The following is a 21,873-nucleotide window of genomic DNA, read 5'->3' as shown; positions in this document are numbered from 1 at the left end:
CGTTTGATTGGAGTGCAAGACGTAGACTCCTGCGGGAAAAGCGAGACAGGTGGAACTTGTCCAGCTCCAGCGGCTAGAGGCTCGAGGTCATAAGTCAAGCAAGCCAAAAGGCAAAGTACGCCTTTCCGGCTTGCTCGCCTTATGCTTGTCGCCTCTGGGCGAGCCGCTTCCGCTTTTCTAACCCGCAGGAGCGCAGCGACGAGGAGGCTCACCGGCCGCCCGCGGAAAGCGAAGTCTTGCACGGAAATCATTAGCGGTATTAAGAGCCTTTACTGAGATTTTTCGTCTTTTTGTTGAGCTTTTGTCCCAACTGCTTTTTTCAGTCTTCACGAACCTATTCTACAGTCCCTGACTCAAGTATTTCCACATCAGGTTTAATATCGAACTGGACATTCGGATATAATGACTTTTCCCATTCCTTTATATTAAACCCGCGCATTCCGTGTTTTTGCAGCTGCCCGATGCCGATGGGGTCTATACCCAGCTCCTGGAAACGGGCGAGCAGTTTCTTTGAATGGTCCACAATATCCGAAGACATCTTTTCTTCTATTTCTTTTATTTTTTTTGGTGTTAAGCTTTTTCCTGTGTATTCTTTTATGATCCCGCGAATCGTGATTTTGATGGTCACCTTTACTGGATCCGTTTTATTCACTACTTTGATTTTATGCTTCGATTTTATGCTCGTTACCGCTGCTTCGACTCTTTGCTCCGTGCTTCCGTCTTTGCCCCCAAGCTTTACCACATGGCTTCCCTCTGAAAGCTTATCCACCAGAAGTTTGAAAAAGAACAGATCATCGGCTGCAACCCTGTCGATCATCTTGTCATCATCCATCAGGGCTACCCCCGTCACTTCCAGGGTATTGTCGGAAACTTGTTTGATGATCGGCAGATAAGGAGTCTGCCCGTCTTGATAATAATCAAAGAGGAACATATGTAAATTGGTTTCAGGAAGCTCCCGCCTCTTGATGTTCTGATGAAGGAGATTCGAAATGAACATCCCGTTCCCCCTGATTCCGTAATTGCCTTTCAGAATATCTCCTGCATTTCCCTCGGTTATGGCCAGCATTACCCGCGCCCCGATGCTTGCATCTCTCTGCAGTGAATCCGCCACATCCAGGATCCCTTTCTTCGCCAACTCGTCTCCGATAAGCACGACATCCAGGCTTCCCCGAACGAGGGGCTGCTGTGACTTCCTGGATAATGTCTCCAGTACTTCCCGAGTGGAAGGGGCTTCGGCAGACAAGGTTCTGTTTTCAATTGCTCCGTCTTTGATATATACAGGAAATAATGCCGTTCCCCTGATAGTATTCTCACCTATCAGGTCATATCCTTTGGCGGTCTCGATATTCAAGTCATCAAGGATTTCCCTTTCGACACAGCCTGTCAGCACTAATAACAGTGTAATACATAATGTCAGTTGCTTTCTCATGATTTCCTTTTCACCTTCTTCATGATGATCACCAATAAGAGGAGAAGAGGGATGTATCCGTAGTTGATATAGAAACCGACTTCTCCGGAAAGAGTATTCAAGAAGTTCACCTGCTGGCGGTTTGTCAAGAATGTCAGGATGCCGATGACAATTGCCGATAGAATCCATACAGAATGACGCTGTTTGAGGAAGGTAGTCCTCTTCATGATCCTGCTTCCGCACCATAAAGAGATACAGACATTCGGCAGGATGATCAGGCACCAGTTGGCTATCCCGATATATTCGAACCGTTCAACAAATGGCATCTCGACGATTTTCCACATCGATAAAGTGGCCCAGACCGTCTTTGCAAGCTGCTTCTCACTGAAGAAGGCAAACGAAATAAGTGCGATAATGACATATACCGTTGTAGTGGTAAACAGCCCCCATTGTGCATATTTCTGGGACTTCTTCGCATTTTTTATGAAGGGATAAAGCAGCAGGATCGATTCATAGCCAAGAAACGTCAGCGACATTTTTTTTGTGGCCAGCATGATTTCCTTAAACGAATGATCAAAGACGGGAAGCATATTCCGGAAATCGCTGAACGGGAATGTGAATGCGAATGTCAACAACAGATAGCTCGGAAGGATCGTCCCGAAAAAAGCCACCCCTGCAATATTCCTTACCCCGCCCGAAACGATATAATAAGCCAGGATCATAAAGCCAAGGGCGAAATAAAAGGTACTGAGCCTTGGATACATCCATACCTGGACGACCTCGATATAGGTTCTCAAAATCGTGACGACAAGCAGTGTGAAATAAAGGACGAATATAAGGTCCATCACTTTCCCTAACCATTTTCCAAAAACGAGGGCATGGGCTTCTATAAGGTCGCCGCCGCCTTTGTCCAATAAAAGATACATGATGAACATGAGGATATGGGTGGTGATTCCGGCGAGTATTACTGAAATCCATCCATCATACCCTGCAACCTGAGAGATGATCCGCTGAAAGCCCAACACTCCGGCTCCGACCTGGATCGCATGTATAAGAAAGAATACGAGAAAAGGGGAGACTTTTCTGCTTTCAGGAATCGGCTGCATTACAGCACCTCCAATCATTCGTCGATATCAAGCTTTTTCTTCCCTTCGGAGGGATTGAATCGCGTAGATTTATTTGTCCGCAGGAATGAAGGACGGTCCGGCTGCTTGAAAAACGGAAACCTTATGAGAGCGTCCTTCAAATCCTTTAAACGCGGCGGGTATAAAGGCTCCAGGAATGGCCGGCCGAGTGAGGTCAGATTCATTAGGTGCCCCAGAAGGAAACAGAAACAGAAAACAATTCCGAGGAGCCCCCACAGCTGTGCCAATAGTAAAAATGGAAAGCGGAGGATACGGATTGTATTACCCATCCGGTAAACCGGCGTTGTGAACGAAGCCAGTGCGGCAAGGGCAACAAGGATGAGCAGGACGTTACTCGTAAGGCCTGCTTCAACCGATGCTGTCCCGATAACGATACCGCCCACGATACCGATCGTCTGGCCGACCTTCGTCGGGAGCCGCGCCCCTGCTTCCCGCAGCAGTTCAATGGTGAGTTCCAGGAACAGTGCTTCGAGTATCGGAGGCAGCGGGATTTCCTGCCTCGATGTGACGAGTGTGGCCATCAAGTCCTTCGGTATCAGCTCGTAATGATACGTAAGGGCCGCTACATAGATTGGCGTGATCAGAATCGAGAAGGCAACCGAAAATACACGTACAAGACGGAAGAAGGATGCGACTATAAAGTTAAGAAAATAATCTTCATATGCGTTGAAAAATTCAACAAGTGTGGTGGGCCCGATCAATGCATGAGGCGATCCGTCCACCAGTATGGCAATTTTGCCTTCTATCAACACGGAAGCGACGCGGTCCGGACGTTCCGAATCCAATAGCAATGGAAAGGGTGATAAGGTATTATCCGATATCAGCTGTTCTATGAACGAGCTGTCCATAATCTGGTCGAAATCAACGGCATCCAACCGCTGACGGACCGTGTTTACATTCGCTTCATCTGCTAAACCATCAAGGTAAATGAGGGCGATTCTTGTATGAGTGATGGTACCGACACTCAATTCTTCGACCGTAAGCTCCTTTACCGGGACCCGTTTACGCAGGAGGTTCAAGTTGTCGCTCAGTGATTCAACAAATGCCTCTTTAGGACCGACTACACTGAATTCAACTTCCGGCTGTGACACTTTGCGTCCCATTTCATTTTTGGTCGCGATGAAAGCGAATTTCCGATTGGATTTGTCCATCGTCAACATGGAATATCCGTTCAAAAGTTTCTGTTCGATGACGGCTTCGTCTTGTGAGATTTCTATATCCATAATCGGGACGATAGTTTTCAGGTCGTCAAGGTCATTGAAATCCTTTGACAGCACATAGGGAAGAACATCTTCCTGCAGTATTTTTCCGTCAATCAAAGTAGTGAAATAATGAAGGCTGAATTTCACCCCGGTAAAGGGATTCAGGTAATAAGAATGCTGATAATCAACTGATTTATCAAAAGCGGATTTGATGCTATTAAAGGACGGCTTTTTTTTGTTCTTATCATTGTTATTCTTAAAGAAAGAAAACATAGGAATCCCTCAAGTTCGTCTTGGTGTATCCTCTAGTGTTTCCGAAAAAGGGAGAATTATGAAAAGTTGAAGGGGAGCTGGGATGGGTTTTTTAATCAAAAGAGGTTGGACCAAAACTAAGAAATTGCCATATAAAGACGAACAATACGAACAATATCAATATAGGTTCTTTATACCGCTAATGATTTCCGTGCAAGACTTCGCTTTCCGCGGGTAGCCCGTGAGCCTCCTCGGCAAGCCTGCGGGGTCTCACTTGTCCAGCTGCAGGGCTTAGAGGCAACTGTCATAAGCCAAAACGACCAAGAAGGCAAAGAACGCCTTCGTGGCCGATTCGTCTTATGCCACACGCCTCTGAGCAAAGCCCTTCCGCTTTTCTAATAAGCTACTCTTCCCGCAGGAGTCTTCGTCTTGCACTCCAATCAACCGCTAGGAAAGGCTGAAATCTGAATATATTTTTAACAAATTAAAAACCCGAACTAATTTGCCGCATAGTGTGCAAATTAATTCGGGTTTTACTCAGACCAAAACAATTTTGTCCCAGCCTCTTTCGTTGCTTCTTATTCTTTGTCCAAGAAAATTTTCTCGATGTCGTCGAGCATTGCGTTAGCAGCCATTACGCCGCCTGCGGTGTTCCAGATTGCGTCGCTTACTTCGTGGACGTTTCCTGATTTGGCTGCTTCAAGGTTTTTGAACAGTGGATCATTGATCCATTCTTCAGCCAATTTGTTTGCTTCGCCGTCCCCTGTTTCATATGTGAAATAGAAGAGGACATCCCCGTCCATTGCAGGGATACGTTCTTTCGTTACACCATTTTCGGCAAAGTCATCTTTATCCTGCTCAGCAGGTCGTGCGAATCCCAATTGATCAAGGATGACGCCCGAGAATGAATCTTTGTGATAGATGCGGACATCGCCTGCAAGGAAGCGTACCATTGAAACTTCCTGATTCAGCTTATCGCCCAATTTGCCTTTCAGGTCTTCAATGCGCTGATCGTATTCAGCCATTACTTCTTTTCCTTTTTCTTCATTATTCAATGCTTTTGCATACAGTTCGAAGTTTTCTTTCCAGTTGCCTTTAAGTGTTTCAGACATAACAGTCGGAGCGATTTCTTTCAGTTGGTTGTACTGCTCTTCCTGACGGAGTTTCGTACCGATGATCAGATCCGGCTGAAGCTTTGCGATCGCTTCGATGTTCAATTCACTTTCAGTTCCCACTACTTCAACGTCTTTCATATCATCAGCGATGTGATCATACCAAGGATCACCAGTCCAAGATTGGACAGCACCAACAGGAGTCACACCCAATGCAAGAAGTGCTTCCGTGCCTTCATTTGTCAGGATGACGACCTTTTTGGGAGTGCCTTTTATTTCAGTCTTACCCATTGCGTGTTCTACTGTGTATGTTTCTTCTTTTTTGTCATCATTACTTGCTGATGAATCCTTTTCTTCCTCTTTGTTCCCGCAGGCTGCCAGGAAAAGAAGGGAAGAGATCAACAGTAAAGACAATAAACTTCTTACTTTCATATGTATGAATCCTCCTAAAAATAGTTTGGTTGATAATGATTATCATTCACAAACATAATCATAATTGAGAAGGTTTTCATTGTCAACAACTAATTGATAATGATTTTCAAAGTCATTGACGGCACTCCCAATCTTCTCTAAAATAGGAAGTGGGTAAGAAGGATTATTCTACCCATTACGTAAACTGTGACCTGAAAGGTAAACATATGATTAAAACGCAAAAACAATTCATTTTATTTCTAGGGACGGTCTTTTTCCTTATTATATGTATCGGAATGAGCATCGTATACGGATATACGGATACATCCTGGAAAACGGCATTGGAATCGTTTATGAATCCCGACCAGTCCACCGAACATCTGGTTCTGCAGACAATCCGGCTGCCAAGAGCGCTGATCGCTGCCGTTGTCGGGGCTTCACTCGCCATTTCCGGGGTACTCATGCAGACGTTGACGAAGAATCCGCTCGCATCACCGGGCATATTCGGCATCAACGCAGGGGGTGGTTTCATGGTGGTGGTCGCCGTGACTATGTTCGGGATCACCGACCTGCAGACCTTCACCTGGCTTTCCTTCTTCGGTGCGGGGATCGCCGCTTTTGGCGTATATGCCATCAGTGCAGCAGGCAATAACGGTCTTACACCGATGAAACTGACCCTTGCCGGGGCTGCGATCACAGCGATGTTCTCGTCCTTTACGCAAGGCCTGCTCGTACTCGATGAATCGGCGCTTGAACAGGTTCTGTTCTGGCTTGCCGGTTCGGTACAGGGCAGGAAGCTGGAGATTTTGACAGGGGTTTTCCCTTACATCCTGACAGGGTGGATCGGGGCGCTCATACTCGCAGGCAAAATGAATATATTAGCAATGGGTGAAGACGTAGCCAAGGGACTTGGATTGAAAACCAACCTCATTAAGTTCCTGGCGCTCTTGATCGTCGTCCTCTTAGCAGGTGGTTCCGTCGCAATTGCGGGACCGATCGGATTCATCGGGATTGTCATTCCTCATCTGGCCAGGAAGCTGATAGGAGTCGATCACAAGTGGCTCATCCCTTACGCAGGTTTACTGGGCGCGGTCCTTCTTTTGACTGCCGATATAGCTGCACGCTACATCATCATGCCCCAGGAAGTGCCTGTTGGTGTGATGACCGCTGTCATCGGTGCTCCATTCTTTGTGTATGTGGCCAGGAAGGGGTTCTAAAATGAATAGATTCATAGGGAAACGCTGGTTTAAAGATAGAATATCTTTTTTGATCGATTTGTCCGCATTAAAAAAAGTGACGATACTTGGTGTGCTGACTGCCCTTGTATTGATTGTAAGCACCGGGATAGGGGATATGAAGATCGCCCCGTGGAATGTCGTCAGCGTCTTTTTCGGAGGCGGAACGGGCCTTGAAGAGCTCGTCGTGAAATCATTTCGTCTGCCCCGTATCATCATCGCTCTCCTTGCAGGTATGGCCCTTGCAGTTGCCGGCGGAATTCTGCAGGGAATGATCAGAAACCCCCTGGCTTCTCCGGATATCATCGGGATCACCGGCGGGGCGGGAGCCGCGGTCGTGGCATTTTTAACGATTTTCAGTAATGAGGACGGCACGCTTCCGGTCAGCATCCAGTGGATGCCGGTCGCTGCTTTCATAGGGGCAGCCGTTGTCGCATTCCTCGTTTATTTTCTTGCTTGGAGAAAAGGCGTCTCGCCAGTAAGACTAGTCTTGATCGGTATCGGGATTTCAGCTTTGACCCAGGCAGTCACAACGCTGTTGATGATCATGGGTCCCATATACAGGGCCAGCCAGGCAAATATCTGGATCACCGGTACTGTCAACGGGTCGGACTGGCAGGATGTTTCGATCCTCCTTCCATGGAGCATCGTGTTCATCCTGATCAGCTTTTTCATCACACGTCAATTGAATATCCAGGAACTTGGTGAAGAACTGGCCAAGGGAGTGGGAGGGCATGTCCAAAGGCAGCGCTTCTTCCTTCTCATCATGGCGACGGTATTGGTAGGCGGAGCGGTTTCCTTTGCAGGGGGGATTGGATTTGTCGGCTTGATGGCCCCTCATATGGCGAGGCGGATGGTAGGCTCATCTTACGGCGCACTGCTTCCGGCATCTGCTCTCATCGGCGGGATCCTTGTGATGCTCGCTGACTTGATCGGACGGACGCTGTTCCTGCCCCTCGAGGTTCCTGCAGGAGTATTTACCGCCGCAATCGGTGCACCGTATTTTATCTATCTTCTATTTAAAACAAGAAATTCTTAAGGAGTTGGCTGCGTAATGAGCATGCTTGAAACGAAAGACTTAACCCTGGCTTATGGTGAAAGGATTATCATCGATGAACTGAATATTGAAATTCCCAAAGGGGAAATCACCGTATTCATCGGTGGAAACGGATGCGGGAAGTCGACATTGCTCCGCTCCATCGCGCGTTTATTGAAACCGAAGCAGGGATCTGTCCTTTTAGAAGGCGATGCCATTGCCAAGCTGTCCACCAAGGAAGTGGCGCGCAAGATGGCGATCCTTCCTCAATCGCCGACGGCACCCGAGGGATTGACGGTACTCCAGCTGGTTAAACAAGGGAGATATCCGCATCAGACATGGCTCAAACAATGGTCCCATAAAGATGAGGAAATCGTCCAGAATGCACTTAAAGCCACGAAAATGGAAGAACTGCAGCACCGCAAAGTCGATGAACTGTCGGGAGGGCAGCGCCAGCGTGCCTGGATCGCGCTCACCCTTGCCCAGGATACGGACATCATCCTGTTGGATGAGCCCACCACTTATTTGGATATGACCCATCAGATCGAAATCCTAGATCTGTTGTTTGAATTGAACGAGACGGAAGAGCGCACGATCGTCATGGTCCTTCACGATTTGAACCTTGCCTGCCGCTACGCGCACAATATCGTGGCTATCCGGGATCAAAAGATTTATGCACAGGGGAAACCTGAAACGATCATCAGCTGCCAGTTGGTGAAGAATGTCTTTGATATGGACTGCCAGGTGACGAGCGATCCGTTGTTCGGAACGCCGCTCTGCATCCCGTTCGGAAAAGGCAGATGCATCCTCAATTCTATAGGTGAGCCTGTATGAGGACTTCTTCACTGACTCAAGATCAGTGGTCACTTCTGGAGCAGTACCGCTTTTTGAAGGGGGTCCCGTCTGGTTCTGGAGGCACTGAAGCATCGCGGCTTATTTTCGATGAAGGGGAGATGGTCCGCTATCTTGAAGACAGGTTTGCACTAATGGGATCCAGCGAGTTGAAGACAGCCGGATCCCTTTTCATGAAGCGTTATGCGTTTGTCGCAGCTCTTGGGATACTTTCTGCAACCTGCTGGAACCGGAAATTGAATCTGTCACCAGAGAATCTTGTGCTTGTCGATCATGTAAATGATCAGGGACTGTGGCTCCCTCAATTCTATCTGAAAGATCTTGGCGTCGGGGAATTTACTTCCCCTGCTGAAAAAGAAGAATTCATCCGCTCCCTGTTCGCAGGACACGTTGAAAAAATGATCGGAGTGTTGAAACGCTCCGTTAAGCTGCCGGGTCTGATCCTGTGGGAGAATGTTGCGGTCTATCTTTTCTGGATTTATGAAAATGAGGCATTCACTTCTGAAAGGGAACAGAAGCAGCATGATTTTGCCCAATTATTAAGCGACGAAAACAGCAGCTGGTTCGGTGAATATAAGAAGAATCCTTTGAAGAGATATTATACTGAAAAAGTAAAAGTTGAAGGTCTGGACGATGAAATCCGGGTCCGGAAGACATGCTGTTATTCCTATCGATTGGAGAACGGCGAACAATTCCGCTGCAAGAGCTGTCCGCAAATGTGCAAGGTGAAGCGGACGGTTTGCGAATCAAACTAAACTGGAGGTGCTGAATATCATGAGCGAATTTCAGAAACAATTTGATGCACTCCTTGATAAATACACAGAGCTTCTTATCGGCGACACGTCCCCAGAGAAAAAAGAAATGGTGACCCAATATGCACTTTACTCATTCGTCGCCAAACAAATGCCTGCACTCGTGAAGCACTGGAACTCCCTGTATCCAGAGGGCAAAGAAGAAATAAAGAAAATCATCGGTGAGATCAAAGAGCTGAACGAGGCCCACCGGGAGGAAATGAACCGGAAGAAGAAGGATGAATAGATGATTTTGGCTGATAGGTGTTGAAAGTACCCTGGGATGGGTGCTTTTTTTGTGGATTGTATGAGGCTGGAGCAGTGGATGGAGTGTTAATCTGGGTCTGGGTATGCGAGCACGGCACCCATAAAGAAAATTCGACATGTTGCTTGAAAAACGGGGAAAGTGGCTCGTATTTCTGAAAAGTGGCACGTGAATTTGGAAAGTGGACTGTATTTTTCAAAAGAGGCTTGTAAATCTGAAAAGTGGCACGTATTTTACACACAAGCCGAATGCTGCGGTGAAAGACAGGCTGGTTTTTATAAAAATGAGTCAATTTCCATTGAAATCCACGGGAATCCTGCCAAATTCATTAGTAAATCGGGCCCGAAGAGGTCCATTTCTTCTCCATCAATGCATCAAACACCACCCTGAAAATAAACCCGGCCTCTTGTTTTTTCGTCAATGCTGAAAAAGGCCCGAGCCCGTTCCTTTCATCCGCGCGCGCCCACACGAAAAAGCGGTCCCCATAAAAGAGACCGCACCATCAAAAACAAACTATTGAAGCTGTCCGCCTGCACCTGTCCCGTATGGGAACTGGGAAGAATACTGCTGGTGCTGCTGATAGGACTGCTGGATTTTCTGGCTGTCAGCTGCTTCGAGCTTGTACCAGCCTTTGCGGAACATTTCATTGTACAGTTCGCGCTGGGCGTTCTGTGTTTCGTTGAAGATCGTAAGCAGATCTTGATACAGCGCCTGGTGGCTTGCCTCATTAAGAGCCGTGCAGTATGAAGCGGTCATGTATTTTTCGTGAGTCAGTACATCGGTGATGAAATCACGGTCGTTCATTTGCGGAGTTGATGGTACCTGCGTCTGCGGATTTTGGATCTTCTGCTGATTTTGATTTTGCTGATTCATGCGGTTCAGTCTCCTTTCTACATCATGCCCTGATTAGTAGTAGTCGTGTTCAAGTGCACCAATAATTGCTCATAATGACGTTGATGCATCTGCCCGCACTTATCCAGCTCTGCCTTGATTTCCTGGTCCTGGCACTGGGTGGCTGCAAAATGACATTTCTTCATCGCCGTCAGATTCCATGCAAGCATATCATTCAAATACAGTGAATCCTTCGTCGTTAACATTTGAGGGGGCTGCGTATACGTTTGCTGCTGGCTGCCCTGCTGGGGTTGCTGCTGCATAAATGATTCCTCCTTAAAGTATAAGTATTTTGACCTAATGTATGTTTTGAAAATAAAACCATGCTCAAGCTCCAACAACCGTTATTGTGCCTTTTTTCATGCACGTTATGCACCTTCAACAAATTTCGATAATATTCTACTAAGAAAGTAACAAAAGTATATTCAAAACGTTTAATAGGTGATAAAATGTTGGTAAACAGAATACTACACGAAATCTTTTCTTTTTATCAAAAAAGAAAACGTTTTCATAGTATGACATATATGTTCTTTTCAGGGAGGTAGCAACATGGAGCAAGCAATGCGTAATTTCTTTTTATTCCTTTCTAAAAATAAGCCGATAACCAAAATGGCCAAAAAGTACGGCCTGCGTTTCGGGGCGGCCAGATTTGTTGCAGGTTCTTCAATAGATCAAGCAGTAGAGGTCATTCGCGAATTGAATAAACAGAATCTTGTGGTAACAATAGATTATTTGGGTGAGTTTGTCGATAACGTAGAGGAAGCCAATCAAATGGCCCTTGAATGTGTAGAAGCAGTCCGTGCGATAGGCAGAGAGAAATTACGTTCCCAATTATCGCTCAAATTGACATCGATGGGGCTTGACCTCCAAGAGGATGTTGTAACGAAGAACATGAGGATGATCCTTGAAGAAGCAAGGAAGCACGATGTCTTTGTGACAATCGATATGGAGGATTACTCACGCTGTGAGAAGACCCTCGAGATCTTCAAGACACTGAAATTGGAATATGACAATATCGGTACGGTCATTCAGGCGTACCTTTACAGAACAGAAAAGGATATGGAAGAGCTGAATGCCTATTCCCCGAATCTGCGTCTTGTGAAAGGTGCATATAAAGAGTCATCGAAAGTTGCATTTCCTGAGAAAAAAGATGTAGATGATAACTTCAAAAAAATCATCAAGATGCATATGCTGAACGGTAACTATACGGCGATCGCCACTCACGATGACAAAATCATCGACTATACAAAGAAACTTGCTGAAGAACATAACATCCCGCGCGATCAATTCGAATTCCAGATGCTCTTTGGGATCTGCGTTGAACGCCAGCGAGAACTGGTGGAGGAAGGCTACAAAATGCGAGTGTATGTCCCATATGGCACTGACTGGTATGGCTACTTCATGAGACGTCTTGCTGAACGCCCTGCAAACGTCGCATTTGTGTTGAAAGGTGTTATGAAAAATAAATAAGAATGAAAAACTCCACGGCTATCCTTGTGGAGTTTTATTTTTTTAAATTATTTTGAAAAAAGGGGTATTGATTGTGACCTTATTCACAATATAGTATAATAAACCATAACATAAATACTTTCTACGGGGCGATTAAATGGATTTTTCTATTGAAAATGTTTCATTCCTTCTTGCACTCCTGCTTCTTATCGGAGTCCTTTTTGCCAAGTTTTCATCAAGTCTTGGCGTTCCATCTCTTGTTCTCTTCATTGCTGTCGGTATGATCCTGAATTCATATTTTTTCTTTGATAACGCTCATATCACTCAATTCATCGGTACAATTGCACTTATCATCATTTTGTTTGAAGGCGGACTTCAGACTAAATGGAGCGATATAAAAAGTGTCTATAAACCGGCGTTATCACTTGCTACTATCGGTGTCGTTGTTACGACCCTGTCCATAGGGGTCGCCGCAAAATATATCCTCGACCTGACCTGGCTTGAAGGGATGCTGTTCGGTGCCATCGTCGGCTCTACTGATGCAGCAGCCGTATTCTCGGTACTGGGCAATAAGAACATCAAGCCGAAAATTTCAGCTACATTGGAAGCAGAATCGGGTAGTAACGATCCGATGGCAATCTTCCTGACTGTAGCGTTTCTGCAGCTGCTCCAATTCCCTGATTCAAATCCAATCAATCTGATTTTGAACTTTTTCTGGCAGATGGGGATGGGAGCTGTGTTCGGGATTTTATTTGGACTTGCTTCCGTCTGGATCATAAACCGCATCAATCTTGATTCTTCCGGATTATATCCGGTTCTCTCTGTATCATTGGCCATCCTTACTTATTCTCTCACCACCATTGCCGGTGCCAGCGGTCTGCTCGCTGTCTATGTAATGGCGATACTAGTAGGGAATGGGGAACTGACCTACAGACAGTCCATCATCCGATTTAATGAAGGATTTGCATGGATGTTTCAAATCGTCATGTTCATCCTGCTTGGCCTGCTCGTATTCCCGCAGCATCTGCCGGGAATCGCGCTTCAGGGCATCATATTATCTGTTCTCCTCATCTTTGTTGCCCGTCCGCTTGGCGTCTATATCAGCCTTGCGTTCGGTAAAAGCTTCAATATGAAAGAAAAGTTCTTCATATCCTGGTCCGGCCTGAAAGGGGCAGTTCCGATCGTACTTGCCACCTTCCCGATGGTGGCGGGGATTGAAAACAGTGAGATTATCTTCAATGTGGTGTTCTTCGTTGTCCTTTTATCCGCTTTGGTGCAAGGCGCAACGATCACCCCGCTTGCGAATTATCTCAAGCTTGCCGGCAAGGACCGGCCGCCGCTTGCCCACACGATCGAACTTGTGAGCATCGGTAAGACCAATAATGAGATGATTGAAGTCCACATCAATGACGAAGCATTTATTACAGGTAAAGCCATCAAGGAGATCGAACTCCCTGAGAAAACACTGATTTCAGCGGTGATCAGGGAAAATGATCTCATCACCCCTACAGGGGACACAATCATTAAAGCAGACGATACGTTGTATGTGCTTGCGAGTAAAAGTCAACGAAAGCATATTCATCAGCTGTTGAATGCGAAGAAAGATCCTGAGGAGACTGGCGAAGGTTTTGTGAAAAAAGATGAGAGTCCTGGTCTAGCTGAACAAAGCGACGGGATTAAAGAAGATTGTCAAGATGAATGCAGCGGCTCCAGTGAAGCCGGGATTGAATCCACTGAGGACTCCCCTGAACTCGGGGAGGTACACGAAAATCCCCTTCATTCAGAACCTGAATCGAATAGCAGCTCAACAAAAAAGGACCTTTGACGGGTCCTTTTTGTTATGAATTCATTTTCACTTCATGGCGATAAAATAAAAAGCCGAACAGTGAGGCGAGCACCTGCTGAAAAAGCATGCCGATCACGACAGGGACTGCAACGGCAGCGGGAAAGTATTGAACGGCGATGACAGCCCCTGCACTGATGTTCCTCATCCCCCCGGTGAATAAAAGGCTTGCTTTGGTATCTCTTGTTTGTTTAAGCAGGCTGCCAAGCAGCCATGCCAGTGCGAACCCGGAGATGGCGATGAAAAGCACGGTGAAAGCAATCAGGAAGAGTTTAAGACTGATATCTTTTAAATAAGGAGCGACAGCCGAACTATTGATGGCAACCACCACTCCGATTCCGATTTTAGTAAAAGGGGATAACTGTTTCCCGACTGTGTCCTTGATGCTTCCTTTTGTCAGGTGATTACATAGCATTCCAATGATGGATGGAATCACGACCATCCACAATAAACCGCTCATGATACTCCAGCTGTCCATTTCAACCTTTTGTCCGACAATCAGAGACAGGCTGGCCGGCACGATGAAGGGGGAAAGGATTGTATCGACGAGAATGATGGAAAGGGCGAGACCGATATTTCCCTTATAAATGGTCACCCATACGAAGCTCGTGATTCCGGTGGGAATGACCATCGCCAGCAGTAAGCCCGTCACTGTCAGCCCATCCTCAGGAAAGACGATGCTTCCCATCCCGAACGCCCAAAGCGGCATGATGATGTGAAGGATGAGGAGGGAAGCCAAAAGGGGCACCGGGAATTGAACGGCCCGCTTAACGGAATGGAAATTTGAGCTCAAGGACCCCGAAAATGTCATAAATGCGAATACCCAAGGCACAATGAACGTCAAAGGTGATAAATATGGAGCAAACAATACACCGAGCAGAACGGCTGAGGGTGTAATGAAGGGCATAAGCTTCTCTAATTTCTTATTTAATACCTGCAGCATAAAAAACGCTCCTAATAATGAAATAGAATAATAGAAACATCATATCATTTTTGGGCTTGGTTTTGATGAAAAAGGTATTATAAACCGGAGTTTATTGTACCGATGTATTGTCAGCGATGAACTAACAAACAATAGGGAGGGAGGAGAGTGCATAACGAGAAGGAGTGTAGCTGGGTGGAATGGAAAGATATACTTTTTAAAGCAGAAGAATTGAATTATCTGGAATTGTTCATACGTACGACAATTTTATATTTTGTCCTTTTCCTGGCTGATAAATCATTAGGCTTTAGACAGCCGGGAATTATGACACCTTATAATTTCCTGGTTGCGGCGGGAATCAGTCATATTGCAGCTTCACGTATGGTGCAGCCTGAATCCCGTCCAATCGATGCCATCTCGATCATAACCGTTTATATCATCATCATACTCTTGCTTTCCTACAGTTATTTAAAACTGTCACCTTATTTTGCATCAAAAAGAGAGACTGTCATTGTAGAAAAAGGAAAGGTACACAAAAAGAATTTGAGAAAGACGCTGCTTACCATTGATAATTTATTTTCAATCCTGAGGCAGAAGGATGCCTTTGATTTGAAAAATGTGGAATATATGATTGCAGAGCCTAACGGGGATTTCAGTGTGGCTAAAAATAGTAACAGCCTGCCGGTAACAAAGGCAGCCATGGAAGTTCCGATGACTACAAAGCAGTTATCAGATATCGTCATATACGAAGGCAGGATTGACAAGGAAGTATTAAAAAAAAGGAAGTTGGATGTGAACTGGATCATGGCAGAATTGGACAGACAGAACGTTACAGGTTTGGAGAAGGTTTATATCGGACTTCTGACTCCAGCAGGTGAACTGTACATTAATTAAAAGGGAGGTATAAAGATGCCTGAAGTATTTGGAAGGATTGAGGATATCACATTGGCGGGGTTTCTGATCAGAACGGTTATAGTAGGGTGCGTAGGGTATCTGGTCGGAAGAAATGTATATAAACGGGCAGTAAATCAGCTGACCACCTATGATTTTGCACTTATATGGATCCTTGGTGCCATTACGGTATCACCCGTTCTTGACGGAAAGGTTTCTTTCACTTATATGTTCGTACCTTTACTTACCCTATTTTTCTGGCATACCGCATTCAGCTTCATCTCATTGAAAAATCGAACGTTCAGCTTCTTCTTTAATGGAAAACCAGCCATTTTGATTGATAATGGAAAAGTCGTAGTGAAAAATCTGAAACGGCAGTTTATCAGTGTTGATTTGCTTTTATCCGAACTGAGGATACATAATGTTTTTGACGTGAGCGAAGTGAAGTATGCAATTTTGGAGCCGAATGCACATATATCCGTCATGAAGTTTGATGCCGGATCAGCTGTTACCCCTGCCGACATGAACCTGCCAGTCAAGCCTTCACACATCCCGCTGATTATCATAAACGAAGGCAAATTCATCCCTGAAAACCTTGAAAAAGCGGGGGTGGATGAGAGTTGGGTGCTGAATCAACTGAATATGAAACATGTAAAGGATATCAAATCCGTCTTTCTTGCTACTATGGACAGTTCAAAAAAAGTATATCAATTAAAAAAAGGATGAAACTCTCAAAGTCTCACCCTACCCAGCCTTTATTCAGTTGGAACCGCCGCTTTAGAAAACGATTTTTTCTCGAATAACTGTTCAAAAATCGGATACATATATTGTACGACGAATCCTAATAGAACCGTTACAAGAATTGTGCCGATCCCGATATCCCCCTTAAATAAGAAGGCAAGTGTCAATGCAAATCCTTCTGAGAGGATCCGTGAATTGCGCAGGTTCAGCCCGAAGCGGGTATGAATTGCCACCATAAGCGTGTCCATTGGACTTGCAGGGAATTTAGCCTGAAGGTAAATGGAAACACCTAATCCTACTGTCAATATTCCGAGTCCAAGAGCAATAAATTGATTGACCATCATCACTGGAGCAAAGTCAGCCAACACAATCAGCAGCCAGAAATCAATTAACAGGCCAATAACAAAAATCGTCAATGTCGCCAGAACATCTGGACGTTTTTTCATAATAAGGGCGTTGAGAACGATCAACACGATTCCATTAACGAACACCGCGGTACCGACCGTGATGCCGAACATTCTCGACTCGCCCACCGCGAGCGCATCCCACGCAGAAGCCCCAAGCCCCGATTTAATGATCAATGAAACACCCATCGTCAAAATGAATAATCCTATAGTAAAAAATACTGATCTACGAATCATCATCGTATTTTCTCTCCTTATCTGTAAACGTTATCAAAAGACTGTTGGTTGTACCCTCTACTCTGTTGAAGTAAGAGGTCTGACAACCAAACACAATACTTTTAGTTTACTTCATAACGTACAGGGAAGCAAAGTTAATTTTTGCATTTCAGCATATTTTATTTATTTTGTCTGGGGTTTGCACTTTAGTGCGTTATTGAAGCGAGGGATGGGCCTTAAGGGGAAACGGCTGTCATTGCAGAAGAGGAATTTGTTTCCGTTTTTTACTAAAGTCAGCATAAATCTAAATAATTCAGCATAAATAAAAATTTGTCAGCATATATCCGAAAAAATCAGCATAAAAGGATATTTTTAAGCATTCAGCATAAACCAAATCCGGTGGTGAAGTAGTTGGTCCTTGCCGCCGAATTCCCTACCGTTTACTCCTTAAAATCACAACTCAACATAAAAATGGACCAAAAACAATCACAGGAGCCTGCAAAGACGCCTGTGATCATCTCTTATTGCTTTTTAAATTGATTGTTTTGACTGTTTACTTTTCCGCCGCCGTCAGTTTCAACTGTCGGACCGGCATTCCCTTTTACACTGGCAGCGCTGACGCCTGCTCTTGAAGGATCTTTTTTGCGTTTTGCCATGAAAAACACCTCCATTCTTAAAATGTCCTTATGGAGGAGAGTTTATGACATGGGAATTAAGGCACTAGAAAAACTGAAAAAATTTCACAATTTTAAACGTTTAAATATTGCGATATTTTAGAATATCCGATATATTATAGATAACAGAAACTCATTCGGATCTTTTTTTTGAGGAAAAAATGAATGAGTATTCATTCAAAGTTGTCCGGACCAGACCAAATCAGGCCGGTTATCCAATGAAAACACAGTGCAAACAAAGGGGGAGAACACATTGACGCGCAGAATTCAAAAAGCTGCAGTATTGGGATCGGGAGTAATGGGATCCGGGATTGCGGCACATTTAGCGAACATCGGTATTCCAACACTATTATTAGACATCGTCCCGCGTGAATTGACAGAAGAAGATAAAGCAAAGGGTTTAACATCAGAGAGCAAGGCATTTCGCAATCGCATGAGTGAAAACGCTTTAAAAAAGCTCCTTAAGCAAAAACCTGCTCCACTCACTTCCAAACAAAACTTATCGCTGATCACAGCCGGTAACTTTGAAGATGACATGAAAAAAATCAGCGAGTGCGATTGGGTCATCGAGGTCGTAGTTGAAAATTTGGACATAAAAAAGAAGGTATTCGCACAGGTTGAACAACACCGTAAGCCTGGAAGCATCATCAGCTCCAATACATCTGGCATCTCAATCGAAGCAATGGCAGAAGGCCGTTCGGAGGATTTCCAGAAGAACTTCCTCGGCACCCACTTCTTCAATCCGCCGCGCTACCTGAAGCTTCTTGAAGTTATCCCGACTAAGAAGACTGATCGTGACGTCGTGGACTTCATGAAAACATTCGGTGAAGATGCACTCGGGAAAGGTGTCGTCTTTGCAAAAGATACACCGAACTTCATCGCAAACCGAATCGGGACATACGGACTGCTCGTGACAGTGCAGGAAATGCTGAAAGGCGGTTACAGCGTGGGAGAGGTCGATTCCATAACAGGTCCGTTGATCGGCAGACCAAAGAGTGCAACGTTCAGAACGCTTGACGTCGTTGGTCTGGATACGTTCGCGCATGTGGCTAAAAATGTCTACGATCAAGTGGACGGCGATGAAAAGAAAGTATTCGAAGTGCCTGCATTCATGCAAAAGATGCTTGAAAACGGCTGGCTTGGAAGCAAGAGCGGCCAGGGCTTCTTCCTGAAGCAGGGCAAAGAGATCCTTGAACTGGACCCGGCAACATTGGAATACGGGCCGCGTAAAAAGCTGAAAACCGCTTCAGTTGAAATGAGCAAGAATGAAAAGGGACTCCGGAATAAAATCAAGTCCCTTGCCTATGCGAAAGATAAAGCAGGTTCCCTCCTATGGAACATCCTGTCCCCGGTCCTTACTTATTCAGCGCAGCTGCACGGTGAAATCGCCGATGATATCGTGGCGATCGACCGCGCCATGAAATGGGGATTCGGCTGGGAGCTAGGACCGTTTGAAACATGGGATGCGATCGGGATTGAAAAATCCGTCACACGCATGAAAGAAGAAGGCGTGACCGTGCCTCAGTGGGTGGAAGAAATGCTTGAGGCGGGGCATACCCATTTTTATAAAGAAGAAGAGGGAGAGCTGTATTTCTACCATAATGGTGAATACAAGCTTGTAGAGCGCAACCCGAAAGTGATTGACTTGAAGCTGTTGAAAAAACAAGGAAAGCTGATCAAGAAGAATTCAGGTGCAAGCCTGATCGATATCGGGGACGGTGTTGCCCTTCTTGAATTCCATTCTCCGAACAACGCAATCGGCCTTGATATCATTCAGATGATCAAATTCGCGGTTGACGAAGTGGAGAAGAACTATAAGGGACTTGTCATCGGAAACCAGGCCAAGAACTTCTGTGTAGGTGCCAACCTCGCGATGATCCTGATGGAGGCCCAGGATGACAATGTGTTTGAAATCGATATGGTCGTCCGCCATTTCCAGCAGGCAATGATGAAAGTCAAATATTCATCCAAACCGGTCGTTGCAGCGCCATTCGGCATGACGCTCGGCGGAGGAAGCGAAGTCTGCCTGCCGGCTGCACATATTCAGGCAAGCATGGAAACCTATATGGGGCTTGTGGAAGTCGGAGTCGGCCTGATCCCGGGCGGAGGCGGAAACAAAGAACTTTATATGAAACATCTGGCGAACCTTCCGAATGGAGTGGAATTCGACCTTCAGAAAATAGCGAATAAAGTATTCGAAACGATCGCCATGGCAAAAGTGTCGACTTCTGGCGATGAAGCAAGGGAAAACAACTTCCTCAGCAAGGCTGACGGAGTGAGTGTGAACGGCGACCACTTATTATATGATGCGAAACAGGCTGCTATCGCCCTTTATGAGAGCGGCTATAAAGCACCGATCCGCAAGAAAGTCCCGGTAACAGGTGAAACAGGATACGGTACGCTGCTGCTCGGAGCACAATCGATGTATCAATCAGGCTTCATCTCAGAACACGATCTTTTGATCGCCAAGAAGCTGGCGTACGTAATCGCCGGCGGAAAAGTGCCGTTCGGAACCGAAGTCGATGAGCAATACTTACTAGATCTTGAAAGGGAAGCATTCCTGAGCCTGATCGCTCAGCCTAAATCACAGCAAAGAATGCAGCACATGCTTGTCAAAGGAAAGCCATTACGCAACTAATCATATAAATCAAACCAGAAAGCGGGGGAACATCATGCGTGAAGCAGTCATAGTGGCTGGTGCCAGAACACCAGTCGGAAAATCAAGAAAAGGGTCATTGGCGGGAGTGAGACCGGATGACCTTGGTGCCCTTGTCGTAAAAGAAACATTGAAACGTGCCGGGAACTATGAGGGGAATATCGACGATCTGATCATTGGATGTGCCATGCCGGAAGCCGAGCAGGGCCTCAACATGGCGAGGAATATCGGAGGCCTTGCCGGGCTTCCGAGTTCGGTTCCCGCCATCACGATTAACCGTTACTGCTCATCAGGCTTGCAGTCCATTGCCTATGCAGCTGAAAAAATCATGCTGGGCCATTCCGACACGGCGATTGCCGGCGGTGCGGAATCGATGAGTCTTGTACCAATGATGGGGCATGTCGTACGACCGAATTCAAAGCTTGCTGAAACGGCTCCGCAGTACTACATGAGCATGGGTCACACGGCAGAAGAAGTGGCGAAGAAATTCGGCGTATCGCGTGAAGACCAGGATGCATTTGCGGTGAGAAGCCATCAGAAAGCGGCAAAAGCGATAGCAGAAGGAAAGTTCGACGATGAAATCGTGCCGGTTGATGTGGTGCAGCGTTCTGTGAATGCCGAGAACAAACTGGTAGAAAAGACGTTTCAGTTTGCGAAGGACGAAGGGGTCCGTGCTGAAACAAGTGCACAGGTACTTGGCAAACTGCGTCCCGCATTCAATGTAAAAGGGTCTGTCACGGCAGGGAACTCTTCTCAGACAAGTGACGGGGCTGCAGCGGTGATGGTCATGGACCGCGAAAAAGCGGATGGACTTGGATTGCAGCCGATGGCGAAGTTCAGAAGCTTTGCCGTAGCAGGCGTGCCGCCGGAAATCATGGGGATCGGCCCAGTCGAAGCGATTCCGCGCGCACTTAAAATGGCAGGTCTTGAACTGTCCGATATCGGCCTATTCGAACTGAACGAAGCATTCGCTTCCCAGTCGATCCAGGTCATCCGCCAGCTTGGCCTTGATGCAGACAAAGTGAACGTAAACGGCGGAGCGATCGCACTCGGTCACCCGCTTGGATGCACAGGTGCAAAATTGACCCTGTCACTCGTCCACGAAATGAAACGCCGCAACCAGCAATTCGGCATCGTCACCATGTGCATCGGCGGCGGAATGGGAGCAGCCGGGGTGTTTGAACTGATCGGTTAAGAGAATGAAGATATCGAATTTAAAATCGTCTATTTTCATGGAGCTTAATTGGATTAAATGGATCTAGCTGTTGATTGGAGTGGAAGACGAAGACTCTTGCGGGAAGAGTAGCTTATGTGAGACTTGTCCAGCACCGGCGGCTAGCCCCTCGAGATCATAAGCTAAATAGGCAAAAAGCGCCTTTTCAGCCTATTCATCTTATGCTTGTCGGGGCTGAACGAGCCGCCTCCGCTTTTCTTCCCGCAGGAACGAAGTGACGAGGAGGCTCACGGGCTACCCGCG

Annotated in this window: 20 protein-coding genes; 11 read left to right on the top strand and 9 right to left on the bottom strand. The window is 46.1% G+C overall.

The window, feature by feature from the left end:
- Nucleotides 1-334: 334 nt before the first annotated feature.
- The 4 genes from BHE18_RS21490 to BHE18_RS21475 all read right to left on the bottom strand — a co-directional run bounded on the left by BHE18_RS21490 (nucleotide 335) and on the right by BHE18_RS21475 (nucleotide 5,551).
- Complete coding sequence (locus tag BHE18_RS21490) at nucleotides 335-1,429, bottom strand: Ger(x)C family spore germination protein (protein WP_071620521.1); 1,095 nt, start codon at nucleotides 1,427-1,429, stop codon at nucleotides 335-337.
- Complete coding sequence (locus BHE18_RS21485; protein ID WP_071620520.1) at nucleotides 1,426-2,514, bottom strand: GerAB/ArcD/ProY family transporter; 1,089 nt, start codon at nucleotides 2,512-2,514, stop codon at nucleotides 1,426-1,428. Before BHE18_RS21485 ends, BHE18_RS21490 begins: the two co-directional genes overlap by 4 nt.
- A 14-nt stretch (nucleotides 2,515-2,528) precedes the next feature.
- Nucleotides 2,529-4,028 carry a spore germination protein gene (locus BHE18_RS21480; RefSeq protein WP_071620519.1) on the bottom strand — a complete coding sequence of 500 codons (1,500 nt, stop codon included), beginning with the start codon at nucleotides 4,026-4,028 and terminating at the stop codon, nucleotides 2,529-2,531.
- 557 nt (nucleotides 4,029-4,585) lie between these two features.
- On the bottom strand, nucleotides 4,586-5,551 hold the full coding sequence (locus BHE18_RS21475; protein ID WP_071620518.1) for an ABC transporter substrate-binding protein: 966 nt from the start codon (nucleotides 5,549-5,551) through the stop codon (nucleotides 4,586-4,588).
- Between the two features lie 206 nt (nucleotides 5,552-5,757).
- On the opposite strand from BHE18_RS21475, the gene BHE18_RS21470 reads away from it, so the two are divergent.
- The 5 genes from BHE18_RS21470 to BHE18_RS21450 are packed head-to-tail and all read left to right on the top strand — an operon-like array spanning nucleotide 5,758 to nucleotide 9,691.
- The gene (locus BHE18_RS21470) at nucleotides 5,758-6,747 is read left to right on the top strand and encodes a FecCD family ABC transporter permease (RefSeq protein WP_071620517.1); all 990 of its coding nucleotides are present in this window, start codon (nucleotides 5,758-5,760) and stop codon (nucleotides 6,745-6,747) included.
- Nucleotide 6,748: 1 nt separating this feature from the next.
- On the top strand, nucleotides 6,749-7,804 hold the full coding sequence (locus BHE18_RS21465) for a FecCD family ABC transporter permease (RefSeq protein WP_071620516.1): 1,056 nt from the start codon (nucleotides 6,749-6,751) through the stop codon (nucleotides 7,802-7,804).
- A 15-nt stretch (nucleotides 7,805-7,819) separates the two neighbouring features.
- On the top strand, nucleotides 7,820-8,635 hold the full coding sequence (locus BHE18_RS21460) for an ABC transporter ATP-binding protein (RefSeq protein WP_071620515.1): 816 nt from the start codon (nucleotides 7,820-7,822) through the stop codon (nucleotides 8,633-8,635).
- Nucleotides 8,632-9,408: an IucA/IucC family C-terminal-domain containing protein gene (locus BHE18_RS21455; RefSeq protein WP_071620514.1), complete on the top strand. Its 777-nt coding sequence runs from the start codon at nucleotides 8,632-8,634 to the stop codon at nucleotides 9,406-9,408. The genes BHE18_RS21460 and BHE18_RS21455 overlap by 4 nt, the downstream gene beginning before the upstream one ends.
- A 19-nt stretch (nucleotides 9,409-9,427) precedes the next feature.
- Nucleotides 9,428-9,691, top strand: coding sequence for a DUF2573 family protein (locus BHE18_RS21450; RefSeq protein WP_071620513.1), 264 nt, complete (start codon nucleotides 9,428-9,430; stop codon nucleotides 9,689-9,691).
- Between the two features lie 531 nt (nucleotides 9,692-10,222).
- Here the strand turns inward: BHE18_RS21450 and BHE18_RS21445 are convergent.
- Nucleotides 10,223-10,582: a spore coat protein gene (locus tag BHE18_RS21445; RefSeq protein ID WP_071620512.1), complete on the bottom strand. Its 360-nt coding sequence runs from the start codon at nucleotides 10,580-10,582 to the stop codon at nucleotides 10,223-10,225.
- Nucleotides 10,583-10,599: 17 nt separating this feature from the next.
- Complete coding sequence (locus BHE18_RS21440) at nucleotides 10,600-10,863, bottom strand: hypothetical protein (RefSeq protein ID WP_071620511.1); 264 nt, start codon at nucleotides 10,861-10,863, stop codon at nucleotides 10,600-10,602.
- A gap of 286 nt (nucleotides 10,864-11,149) precedes the next feature.
- Here BHE18_RS21440 and BHE18_RS21435 point away from each other — a divergent pair, with 286 nt between their 5' ends.
- The gene (locus BHE18_RS21435) at nucleotides 11,150-12,070 is read left to right on the top strand and encodes a proline dehydrogenase family protein (RefSeq protein ID WP_071620510.1); all 921 of its coding nucleotides are present in this window, start codon (nucleotides 11,150-11,152) and stop codon (nucleotides 12,068-12,070) included.
- Between the two features lie 136 nt (nucleotides 12,071-12,206).
- The gene (locus BHE18_RS21430) at nucleotides 12,207-13,874 is read left to right on the top strand and encodes a potassium/proton antiporter (RefSeq protein WP_071620509.1); all 1,668 of its coding nucleotides are present in this window, start codon (nucleotides 12,207-12,209) and stop codon (nucleotides 13,872-13,874) included.
- Between the two features lie 13 nt (nucleotides 13,875-13,887).
- Here the strand turns inward: BHE18_RS21430 and BHE18_RS21425 are convergent, their stop codons facing one another.
- Nucleotides 13,888-14,835 carry a bile acid:sodium symporter family protein gene (locus tag BHE18_RS21425; protein WP_071620508.1) on the bottom strand — a complete coding sequence of 316 codons (948 nt, stop codon included), beginning with the start codon at nucleotides 14,833-14,835 and terminating at the stop codon, nucleotides 13,888-13,890.
- A gap of 174 nt (nucleotides 14,836-15,009) precedes the next feature.
- Here BHE18_RS21425 and BHE18_RS21420 point away from each other — a divergent pair, with 174 nt between their 5' ends.
- Both BHE18_RS21420 and BHE18_RS21415 read left to right on the top strand, forming a co-directional pair.
- Nucleotides 15,010-15,708 carry a DUF421 domain-containing protein gene (locus BHE18_RS21420; protein WP_071620507.1) on the top strand — a complete coding sequence of 233 codons (699 nt, stop codon included), beginning with the start codon at nucleotides 15,010-15,012 and terminating at the stop codon, nucleotides 15,706-15,708.
- Nucleotides 15,709-15,723: 15 nt separating this feature from the next.
- Nucleotides 15,724-16,431 carry a YetF domain-containing protein gene (locus tag BHE18_RS21415; RefSeq protein ID WP_071620506.1) on the top strand — a complete coding sequence of 236 codons (708 nt, stop codon included), beginning with the start codon at nucleotides 15,724-15,726 and terminating at the stop codon, nucleotides 16,429-16,431.
- Between the two features lie 29 nt (nucleotides 16,432-16,460).
- On the opposite strand, the gene BHE18_RS21410 is transcribed toward BHE18_RS21415, so the two are convergent.
- Nucleotides 16,461-17,090 (bottom strand): YczE/YyaS/YitT family protein, encoded by a 630-nt coding sequence (locus BHE18_RS21410; RefSeq protein ID WP_235860409.1) that lies wholly within the window; start codon nucleotides 17,088-17,090, stop codon nucleotides 16,461-16,463.
- 497 nt (nucleotides 17,091-17,587) lie between these two features.
- Nucleotides 17,588-17,722 (bottom strand): YuzL family protein, encoded by a 135-nt coding sequence (locus BHE18_RS21405; RefSeq protein ID WP_071620505.1) that lies wholly within the window; start codon nucleotides 17,720-17,722, stop codon nucleotides 17,588-17,590.
- Nucleotides 17,723-17,993: 271 nt separating this feature from the next.
- Here BHE18_RS21405 and BHE18_RS21400 point away from each other — a divergent pair, with 271 nt between their 5' ends.
- Both BHE18_RS21400 and BHE18_RS21395 read left to right on the top strand, forming a co-directional pair.
- On the top strand, nucleotides 17,994-20,378 hold the full coding sequence (locus BHE18_RS21400; protein ID WP_071620504.1) for a 3-hydroxyacyl-CoA dehydrogenase/enoyl-CoA hydratase family protein: 2,385 nt from the start codon (nucleotides 17,994-17,996) through the stop codon (nucleotides 20,376-20,378).
- Nucleotides 20,379-20,412: 34 nt separating this feature from the next.
- Entirely contained in the window at nucleotides 20,413-21,591 is a 1,179-nt protein-coding gene (locus BHE18_RS21395; protein ID WP_071620503.1) for an acetyl-CoA C-acetyltransferase, read from the top strand.
- Nucleotides 21,592-21,873 lie beyond the last annotated feature (282 nt).

The organism is Rossellomorea aquimaris (assembly GCF_001877785.1).
GTDB lineage: Bacteria > Bacillota > Bacilli > Bacillales > Bacillaceae_B > Rossellomorea > Rossellomorea aquimaris_A.
Note: the sequence above shows the minus strand (reverse complement) of the source record. Positions and strands in the feature narration are given on the sequence as shown.

What these genes read in the sequence shown, in the direction of transcription:
- BHE18_RS21485 (WP_071620520.1), bottom strand. Translation starts at nt 2,514, where the DNA reads ATGCAGCCGATTCCTGAAAGCAGAAAAGTCTCCCCTTTTCTCGTATTC.
- BHE18_RS21440 (WP_071620511.1), bottom strand. Translation starts at nt 10,863, where the DNA reads ATGCAGCAGCAACCCCAGCAGGGCAGCCAGCAGCAAACGTATACGCAG.
- BHE18_RS21445 (WP_071620512.1), bottom strand. Translation starts at nt 10,582, where the DNA reads ATGAATCAGCAAAATCAAAATCAGCAGAAGATCCAAAATCCGCAGACG.
- BHE18_RS21450 (WP_071620513.1), top strand. Translation starts at nt 9,428, where the DNA reads ATGAGCGAATTTCAGAAACAATTTGATGCACTCCTTGATAAATACACA.
- BHE18_RS21460 (WP_071620515.1), top strand. Translation starts at nt 7,820, where the DNA reads ATGAGCATGCTTGAAACGAAAGACTTAACCCTGGCTTATGGTGAAAGG.
- BHE18_RS21470 (WP_071620517.1), top strand. Translation starts at nt 5,758, where the DNA reads ATGATTAAAACGCAAAAACAATTCATTTTATTTCTAGGGACGGTCTTT.
- BHE18_RS21405 (WP_071620505.1), bottom strand. Translation starts at nt 17,722, where the DNA reads ATGGCAAAACGCAAAAAAGATCCTTCAAGAGCAGGCGTCAGCGCTGCC.
- BHE18_RS21475 (WP_071620518.1), bottom strand. Translation starts at nt 5,551, where the DNA reads ATGAAAGTAAGAAGTTTATTGTCTTTACTGTTGATCTCTTCCCTTCTT.
- BHE18_RS21425 (WP_071620508.1), bottom strand. Translation starts at nt 14,835, where the DNA reads ATGCTGCAGGTATTAAATAAGAAATTAGAGAAGCTTATGCCCTTCATT.
- BHE18_RS21395 (WP_071620503.1), top strand. Translation starts at nt 20,413, where the DNA reads ATGCGTGAAGCAGTCATAGTGGCTGGTGCCAGAACACCAGTCGGAAAA.
- BHE18_RS21490 (WP_071620521.1), bottom strand. Translation starts at nt 1,429, where the DNA reads ATGAGAAAGCAACTGACATTATGTATTACACTGTTATTAGTGCTGACA.
- BHE18_RS21480 (WP_071620519.1), bottom strand. Translation starts at nt 4,028, where the DNA reads ATGTTTTCTTTCTTTAAGAATAACAATGATAAGAACAAAAAAAAGCCG.
- BHE18_RS21415 (WP_071620506.1), top strand. Translation starts at nt 15,724, where the DNA reads ATGCCTGAAGTATTTGGAAGGATTGAGGATATCACATTGGCGGGGTTT.
- BHE18_RS21435 (WP_071620510.1), top strand. Translation starts at nt 11,150, where the DNA reads ATGGAGCAAGCAATGCGTAATTTCTTTTTATTCCTTTCTAAAAATAAG.
- BHE18_RS21465 (WP_071620516.1), top strand. Translation starts at nt 6,749, where the DNA reads ATGAATAGATTCATAGGGAAACGCTGGTTTAAAGATAGAATATCTTTT.
- BHE18_RS21410 (WP_235860409.1), bottom strand. Translation starts at nt 17,090, where the DNA reads ATGATGATTCGTAGATCAGTATTTTTTACTATAGGATTATTCATTTTG.
- BHE18_RS21430 (WP_071620509.1), top strand. Translation starts at nt 12,207, where the DNA reads ATGGATTTTTCTATTGAAAATGTTTCATTCCTTCTTGCACTCCTGCTT.
- BHE18_RS21455 (WP_071620514.1), top strand. Translation starts at nt 8,632, where the DNA reads ATGAGGACTTCTTCACTGACTCAAGATCAGTGGTCACTTCTGGAGCAG.